At 47.3% G+C, this 220-nt stretch carries 1 pseudogene; it reads right to left on the reverse strand.

Annotated features, from left to right (window positions below):
* Positions 1-220: pseudogene (locus FS628_RS31145) on the reverse strand (RbsD/FucU domain-containing protein); the annotation flags it as partial.

Below are 220 nucleotides of genomic sequence, written 5' to 3' on the forward strand. Positions count from 1 at the left end.
TGGTTCTGGAGGGAATGTGTCGGTAATGAATTGCATGGGTAGGGGATTTGGTTGATGAATTTGTTGTGGGAGAATGAGTTTGTGAATGAGGATATGTTCAGGAATGAACTGCAGAACTTGGGGGAAAGTTGGGGTGGGCAGTTTGAGGGCCAGATAGATTTTGAGCACGAGGTTTGGTATGGGTAGAGGAGGATCGGGAATGGGAATGATGTTCGGGTGA

This window comes from Paenibacillus xylanexedens (assembly GCF_007676705.1).
GTDB classification, from domain to species: Bacteria; Bacillota; Bacilli; order Paenibacillales; family Paenibacillaceae; genus Paenibacillus; species Paenibacillus xylanexedens_C.